Source organism: Xylanibacter rarus (assembly GCF_001275135.1).
GTDB classification, from domain to species: Bacteria; Bacteroidota; Bacteroidia; order Bacteroidales; family Bacteroidaceae; genus Prevotella; species Prevotella rara.
Map to the genome: position 1 here is coordinate 22,760 of NZ_LFQU01000032.1, position 8,900 is coordinate 31,659.

3 protein-coding genes are annotated in these 8,900 nt (G+C 47.8%); 2 read left to right on the top strand and 1 reads right to left on the bottom strand.

Annotated elements, in window-relative coordinates:
• Nucleotides 1-410: 410 nt before the first annotated feature.
• Both ACU52_RS15305 and asnA read left to right on the top strand, forming a co-directional pair.
• Nucleotides 411-2,621: a glycerophosphodiester phosphodiesterase family protein gene (locus ACU52_RS15305; protein WP_162207780.1), complete on the top strand. Its 2,211-nt coding sequence runs from the start codon at nucleotides 411-413 to the stop codon at nucleotides 2,619-2,621.
• 803 nt (nucleotides 2,622-3,424) lie between these two features.
• Nucleotides 3,425-4,462, top strand: a complete 1,038-nt coding sequence (gene asnA / locus ACU52_RS12545) for an aspartate--ammonia ligase (protein WP_053399034.1) — start codon at nucleotides 3,425-3,427, stop codon at nucleotides 4,460-4,462.
• A 1,616-nt stretch (nucleotides 4,463-6,078) separates the two neighbouring features.
• Here asnA and ACU52_RS12550 read toward each other — a convergent pair.
• Entirely contained in the window at nucleotides 6,079-7,911 is a 1,833-nt protein-coding gene (locus tag ACU52_RS12550) for a DNA polymerase III subunit gamma/tau (RefSeq protein WP_053399035.1), read from the bottom strand.
• Between the last annotated feature and the right edge of the window lie 989 nt (nucleotides 7,912-8,900).

An 8,900-nucleotide genomic window follows, 5' to 3' on the forward strand; every position in this document is an offset into this window, starting at 1 on the left:
ATCATATTAATTAATGTAACTTTAAATTTTTTATTGTAACAATGCGTGCTTTTCTTCTCCTCCGTAGTCTGTTTTCATCTTCTCCGCTCCTTATTGTACCGTGCCGTCAGTGCCCCTATGTGCCTGACAGACATAAAAATCGGTCATTCTGACGGTTTTTTCACGGCGGAAATGTTTTTGTTATACTTTTTTAAAGCAATTGAACCTCTTATGCATCATCAATGTAAACATATTTTGGTAATTTTGTACAAAAATTTACAAGCCGCCGGATTTGCGCCGCCCGCAGCCGCAGTTTTGCAGTATGGCGTGTGCGTGTTTTGCCTATGCAGCGGCACGTTGCAGGGCGTTGTCTGCCGATGACGGGTGCGGCATAACAGAGAGCGAACGTATAAAACAAAAACATAAAGCCTATGAAGTTGAGAATATGTTTATTCCTTATGGCCACCATGATGCTTCTGAGCAATGGTCAGGCCAGTGTGAACGTGTTTACCGTAAAGGGCCGCGTTACCGACAAGGCGGGCAGGGGCATCAGCGGAGTGGTGGTCAACAACGGCATGGCCTTCACCCGTACAGACGCCAATGGCTACTGGACGCTGCGCACCGACACGTTTGTCAGCAAGTTTATAAGCATCTCCACGCCGGCCGCCTACAAGTTGCCTTCCAAGAACGGCATTGCCTCCGGCTTCTACGTGCCCGTCAGGACGGCCATAAGCTCTAAGAGCTGCAACTTTGTGCTCGAAAAGCGCACCAAGCCTGCCGACAGGTTCAGCTACATAGCCATATCCGACCCGCAGATGCTCGATGCTGCCGACATGAAGAGATGGAACACCGAACTGGTGCCCGACATGCGTGCCGTGGTCGACTCGCTGAGCAAGACGCGTGAGGTGGTGGGCATCACCGTGGGCGACATCGTATTCGACAATCTGCCGCTGCTGCGCAGCTATGCAGCGTCGTTCAAGAACATGAAGATAACCATGTTTCAGTGTATCGGCAACCACGACTTCGACAAGCGCTACAAGGGGCTCAACAACGCGCGCCTTGGTGCCGGAGCCTACGGCGAGATGGCCTATGCGGCTGTGTTCGGACCTACCGACTATTCGTTCAACATAGGCAAGGCGCACGTCGTTACGCTGAAGAACATCAACTATAAGGGCAACAAGGCGTATGTTGAGACGCTCACGGAGAATCAGCTGCGCTGGCTCGCCAACGACCTGAAATTTGTGCCCAAGGGCTCGCTCGTCATCCTCAACATGCATGCCGCCGCATGGAACAAGGACGACCCAGCCCAGAACATGCGTGGGGCTGCCTCGCTGCAGAAGTTGCTCGAGGGCTACAAGGTGCATGTGTTCTGCGGCCATACCCATTACTTTCAGAACGTGGTGGTCAACAGCAACCTCTATCAGCACAACATAGGAGCTGCCAGCGGAGCATGGTGGAACGGATGGCTCAACCGCTGCGGAGCGCCTAACGGATATATGGTGGTAGATGTCAACGGAAACAGTGTCGAGTGGCAGTATAAGGCCACGGGCTTCCCCTTCTCGCGCCAGATGACGCTCTACGACAAGGGCGACTTCGGCACGCAGCCCGGATATGTCGTTGCCAACATCTGGGACTACGATCCTGCATGCAAGGTTGAGTGGTATCAGGACGGCAAGCTGATGGGCACCATGCAGCGCTTCACGGGCGTCGACTTTGAGTTTGGCTCGCGCACGCTTGCTGCCGGACGCCCCGCCAACACGTCGCACCTGTTCAGATGCAAGCCCGTGGGCAACTATAAGGAGATGAAGGTGGTTATGACCAACCGCTTCGGCCGCACCGTCTCTGACGTCATCAGACCTCGCGTCTCTGTCATAGCTCACCGCGGAGGTGCCGGACTTTATCCCGAGAACACCATCGAGGCAATGCTCAATGCCGTGAAGCTCGGCGTAACCGACCTTGAGATGGACCTGCATGTAACCAAGGACGGGGTAGTGGTGGTTTCGCACGATCCCTATGTCAAAGGCTACGGACAGAAGTATCCCATCTATTCGCTCACATGGAAACAGCTTTCGGCAAAGGTTATCGGCAACGTAAAAGACCCTGCCTTCCCCGACAGCAAGCGCCTCTACACACATGTGCCTATGGTGACGGCGCTCATAGATTCTGTTGAAACTTACTGCCGTCAGCACCGCCTTGCGCCTGTAAGATACACCATAGAAATCAAGTCTGACGCCGCTCTCGACGGCAAACTCACGCCCGACTACAAGACCTTTGCCGACCAGTGTGTAAAGGCTCTCAGCACCCGTAACCTCGGTTCGCGCCTGCTTGTGCAGAGCTTCGACGTGCGCACGCTGAAGTATCTTCATGCCAAGTATCCGCAGATGCGCCTGCTCTACCTGATAGACAATACGTCGGGCGGCTATGATGCTGCCATGACCAAGCTCGGCTTTGTGCCTTATGCCGTCGGTCCCGACTATCCCATGGTCAACGCAGCCTTCGTAACAAAGGCAAAGTCTGCCGGAATGCGCGTCATTCCTTACACCGTGGACACCAAGGCCGATGCGCAGAAGATGGTTAAGGCGGGCGTAAATGCCATCATAACCAACTATCCCGACAGGATGTTCGGATGGATAGGCAAGTAGACAGCGGCTCTGCCGTCATATGGCTTGCGCCAAGGCTTAATGCCGTGAACAGATATTTTTTTGCATAATATAAGCAAAGCGTTGCTGAATTTTCTTCTTGTGATGACAGGGCCGGGCTTTCAGCCCCCGGCCCTTTTTTGTGTCTTTGCGCCCGGTTAGCGCCTTGTGTATGCGGGTCAGGCTGTCGGGGGCTGTTTTCTGATGATTTGTGTGATGTTAAAATGTAAGTAAATGGCGCGTTGTTCTTTCATAATGACATGTTGCGTATGCGCGCTTTTGTTGCCCTATTAGTCTTCTGATAAGTCCGCTTTGTGCCTTTTGCTGCCTGTTTTCATGCGTTTTGAGTGCCGGTATATGGCCGTCGGTCTGCAAAAGGTATGCTTTTGCCGTTTTATTACTATACATTTCGCTTTGCATTATGCCGTCTTTCGCCTTCTGATTTGCAGTCTTTTGGCTTCCCGTTTGTGCCCTTTTGCACGGCGTCGTCATTCCTCTTGTTGCACATCCAGGCATTATATCTCTATATCTTCCTGATGTACTGCATTTTATTTTTGCACACAATTTTGCGCAAAAAAATGGCACTGTTTCACCTAAATCTTATTCTGTCGCCGTTTAATGTCATTTTGCTAAATCAATATGTAAGATAAATTACGGTTATGCTTTCTTTGTGTCTTTTCTGTGGTCTTTGTGTTGTTTTGTTTGTGTATTTATTGAAATAATGACAATAAATTATCTGTTATTATTGCATATTGATAATAAATTATTATCTTTGCTGCCGTATTTTATGATTAATGAGAGAGAATATGAGCAAATTGATAAGGCCTGTAGACTATAAGCCGCTGCTGAACGTCAGGCAGACGGAGCAGGGCATAAAAATGATAAAAGACTTTTTTCAGCAGAATCTTTCAACGGAGCTTCGCCTCCGCCGTGTAACAGCACCGCTGTTTGTGCTTAAAGGTCTTGGCATAAACGACGACCTTAACGGCACGGAACGCCCCGTGACGTTTCCCATTAAGGATCTTGGCGACGCTCAGGCAGAGGTGGTCCACTCGCTTGCCAAGTGGAAGCGGCTCACCCTGGCAGAGTATGCCGTTGAGCCGGGCTATGGCATCTACACCGACATGAACGCCATCAGGGCCGACGAGGAGCTTGACAATCTTCATTCGCTCTATGTCGACCAGTGGGACTGGGAGATGGTTATGACGTGCGCCGAACGCAATCTCGATTTCCTTAAAAGCGTTGTCCGCCGCATCTATGCCGCCATCCTCCGCACCGAGTATCTTGTGTGCGAGCATTATTCGGCTCTTAAGCCGTTTCTGCCTTCCGACATCCATTTCGTCCACAGCGAAGACCTGCTGCAGATGTATCCCGACAAGAGCGTGAAAGAACGCGAAGACCTGATATGCAAGAAGTATGGCGCCGTGTTCATCATTGGCATCGGCGGCAACCTGTCTGACGGCAAGCCGCACGACGGTCGCGCTCCTGACTATGACGACTGGACCACGCCCAACAGCGACGGTCGCAACGGTCTCAACGGTGACATCCTTATCTGGTATCCCACGCTCGCCCGTGCCGTCGAACTGTCGTCAATGGGCATACGTGTTGACAAAGAAGCACTGCTGCACCAGCTGAAGCTGACGGGTCAGGAACGCAGGGCGAGTCTGTATTTCCACAAAAAGCTCCTTGCCGGTGAACTTCCGTTGAGCATCGGCGGCGGAATAGGGCAGAGCCGCCTGTGCATGGTGCTGCTCCACAAAGCCCATTTAGGCGAGATACAGGCCAGCATATGGCCCGAAGAGATGAGAAAAGAGTGTGAAGAATTAGGAATGGGGATTATATAATTTTAAGTGAAGAACGAAGAGCAGGCGCAAAGCGCAAGCAGGCTTGAACAATTAAAAATTAAGAATTAAAAGTGAAAATATGAATGCCGAGCTAGCATAAGACTACATGACAACGCAAAATAGGAAGTAATCGGACAGTTCTGGCGAAAATTAAAAATTAAAAGTTAAAAATCAAAATGTCTAAGCGAGTTTAAAACAGTATGATAATGACAGAAATAGGAAGTAATCGGATCGCAGATCCTGATATTCAATTCTGGCAGATTAATTCTATTGATTGTCGGCTGCTCTCGGCATAACCAAATGAGATTTACTTCTGCTCTCACTTGCACGACAATTGCAAATCAGCCGGCACAATAGCAAACGTAGTGCGTCTTACGAAAGTGAAGAGCATATTTAAGTGAAGAGTGAAGAACGAAGAGTGAAAAATCCAAATGTCCTGTGGCTATTGCCAATGCATAACAACTGATAATAATCAACAAGACTAATGTGCCGGCTGATTTGCAATCTGCCGGAATTGAATATAAGGATCTGTGATCCGCTTAAAATACCGCTTGTTTTACGAAAGTAAGGAACGGAAAAGCAGATGCAAAAGCGCAACTAAAAGTGAAAATCAAAATATCTAAACTGATTTAATATAACATGATAACGTAAAATAGGAAGTAATCGGACAGTTCTGGCGAAAGTTAAAAATCAAAATGTCTAAGCGAGTTTAATACAACATGATAATGACAAAATAGGAAGTAATCGGATCACAGATCCTGATATTCCATTCCGGCGGAGCGCAGATCTGCCGGCACATTAGCAACGTAGTGCGTCTTACGGAAGTGAAGAGCATATTTAAGTGAAGAGTGAAGAACGAAGAGTGAAAAATCCAAATGTCCTGTGGCTATTGTCAATGCATTGCAATTGATAATAATCAACAAGACTAATGTGCCGGCTGATTTGCAATCTGCCGGAATAAAGTATAAGGATCTTTGATCCGCTTAAAAATACCGCTTGTTTAAGTGAGAAGCTGACGCAAAAGCGTAATTAAAAGTGAAAAGTCAAAATGTATAAGCTGGTTTAATACAACATGACAATACAAAACAGGAAGTAATCGGATCACAGATCCTTATATTCAATTCCGGCGGAGCGCAGATCCGCCGGCACATTAGCAACGTAGTGCGTCTTACGGAAGTGAAGAGCATATTTAAATGAAGAGTGAAGAACGAAGAGTGAAAAATCCAAATGTCCTGTGGCTATTGTCAATGCATTGCAATTGATAATAACCAACAAGGCTAATGTGCCGGCTGATTACAGCATGACAATATAAAATAGGAAGTAATCGGATCACAAATTAGCTACGCTGACCTTCGGTTCTTATACTTTATTCCGGCGGAGCGCAGATCCGCCGGCACAATAGCCAACGTAGTGGTTGCGAGAAAAATGAAGTTGGACGCAAGTCAATTCGTATGTCTTTCTATGACAACAATCAACAAGGCATATGACTTTAACTACTAGCCAACTCCGTTGGCGATAACTACTATAACTCCTTTAACTCCTAAACCAATTACTATAACTCCTTTAACTCCTAATCCAACTCCTTTAACTCCTGACAAGAACGTAATTATGAATTCCTAGCTTACTTCCAGTCCGAGTATTTCGCTTAGCCGTTCGAAGGCCTTGTTTGTATTTTTCAGTTCGTCAAAGCGTTCGCGGTTTGTCGGTATGCGCTTTATCTCTTCAGGCTTTGCCAGTCTTAGCGTCAGTGTTATGTCGCTGTTTCTCAGTGCCTTTATCAGCGTGTTGCGTATTCTGCCCTTAATCTTGTTTATCTCTTCCAGCAGAATCTCGTTGTCAACCACCACCTCGATGTTCGGAAACTCCTTTATTGTCGGCATCATGTTCTTCATGCGCGCCGCTATTCCCGTCATCTGCTGTGGCATACGGTTGCACATGCCTACCCATTGCGTCAGCATCTCGTCCTCTGTGAACGTGTTGTGCTCACCGTTGTCCACCACCTCTACGTCTTGCTCCGCCACCATCTGCGGCTCTTCGCCCTGACGTCTCAGGTTGGCAAACGTCTTGCCGATGCTGCCCAGTTTCAGTTTTCGCAGATTCGTCGTCATAGCCGGCTGTGCTGCCTTTGCTCCGTCGCCGTTGCTCATGCTGTTGTCGGTGCTGCTGCCTTCGCTTGCAGACACGACGCTCTCTGCCGCCTTCTCGGCATTGTGCTTGGCAATGGCCGTATGGCGGTTAACGCTGGGCTCGGCCGCGGCCACCTGCATAGCCGCCTTTGGCCTTTCGCCCATAAGTCTTTTAAACAGGGATTTCAGTCTCTTAGGGCAACGCCCCGAGGCTGCCCCTTCGTCGTCAGGCTGAGTTATCTGCGCTATCTCTATCAGCGTCAGCTCCACCAGCAGTCTCTTGTTGCTGCTCTGGCGGTAGTTTATGTCGCAGTCGTTGATAATACGCAGCGCCTTATACAGAAACGCCGAACTGCATTTGGCAGCCTGCGCCTTGTATTTCTCCGTCTGCGATGCACTCGCCTGCAGCAGCGGCAGCGTCTGTTCGTCTTTGGCCATCATCACGTTGCGCACGTGCACCGCCAGTCCGTTTATCAGATGTCCGCCGTCGAAGCCCTTGTTTATTATGTTGTTCAGCAGCACCATCACGTCTGCCGCCTTGTTCTCCAGGCACAGGTCGATGATGTTAAAGTAGTTGTCGGCGTCGAGCACGTTCAGGTCCTCAATCACCTTTTTATATGTGATGTTGCCCTGACAGAAACTTGCAGCCTGGTCGAACACCGACAGAGCGTCTCTCATTCCGCCGTCGGCCTTCTCCGCTATCACGTTCAGCGCCTCTTCCTCGTATGTTATGCCTTCCTTGTCGGCCACCATCTTCAGGTGGTTGATGATGTTGGGCACCGTCATGCGCTCAAAGTCATAAATCTGACAGCGCGATATGATGGTAGGCAGAATTTTGTGCTTCTCTGTCGTCGCCAAGATGAATATCACGTGTGCCGGCGGTTCCTCAAGAGTCTTCAGGAAGGCGTTGAATGCCGCTGTCGACAGCATGTGCACCTCGTCGATGATAAACACCTTATACTTACCCACCTGTGGCGGTATTCTTGTCTGTTCCATCAGAGCCTTGATGTTCTCCACCGAGTTGTTGCTGGCAGCGTCGAGCTCAAAGATGTTATACGAGCGCTGTTCGTTGAACGCCTTGCAGCTTTCGCATTCGTTGCAGGCCTCACCTTCAGCAGTAGGGTTCTGGCAGTTGATGGCCTTGGCAAAGATACGTGCGCATGTTGTTTTGCCCACGCCTCTTGGTCCGCAGAACAGGTAGGCATGAGCCAGCTTTCCGCTCTTCACCGCGTTTTTCAGCGTTGTTGTAAGAGCCGCCTGTCCCACAACCGAGTCGAAGGTCATAGGTCTGTATTTGCGCGCAGAAACAATATATTCTTTCATAATACAAAAAAATCAAAGCGAAGATAACGTCCTCATTGCGTGTGCGTAATCCTCAAGCCATGCTTGAATGTTATGCTGAGATGCAATATATCTTATGCAAAGATATCGCAAATCGAATGCAGAATCATTAAGCCACGCTTGAATGTTATGCTGAGATGTACGTATATTTTATGCAAAGATATCGCAAATCGAATGCAGAATCATTAAGCCATGCTTAAATGTTATGCAGAGATGCCGTATATCTTATGCAAAGATATCGCAAATCGAATGCAGAATCATTAAGCCACGCTTGAATGTTATGCAGAGATGCCGCATATCTTATGCAAAGATATCGCAAATCGAATGCAGAATCATTAAGCCACGCTTGAATGTTATGCAGAGATGCCGCATATCTTATGCAAAGATACTTCAAATCGTACGAAAAACAAAATCTTATCAAATGTTTTGATTTATGTCTGACGTTTTTGTGGTTCTTGTTAGAAATTAAATAAGCACAACGTTTGGTGTTATTACAGCGGATTTGCGCTTTTGTCAGAAGTTAAAGGAGTTGGATTAGGAGTTAAAGGAGTTATAGTAGTTATCGCCAACGGAGTTGGCTAGGAGTTAAAGCCAATAGCAAACGTAGTACGTGTTTAAGTGAAGAATGAAAAGTGAAGAGTGAAAAATCCAAATGCATTGTTGTCTTTTTTCGCAAGCACTACGTTTGCTAATGTTCCGGCGGATCTGTGCTCCGCCGGAATGAAATATCAGGATCTGCGATCCGATTACTTCCTATTTTGCGTTATCATGTTGTTTTAAACCTGCTTAGACATTTAGATTTTTAACTTTTAATTTTTAATTTTCGCCAGAACTGTCCGATTACTTCCTATTTTGTATTGTCATGTTGTATTAAATCTGCTTAGACATTTAGATTTTTAACTTTTAATTTTTAATTTTCGCCAGAACTGTCCGATTACTTCCTATTTTGTATTGTCATGCTGTATTAAACC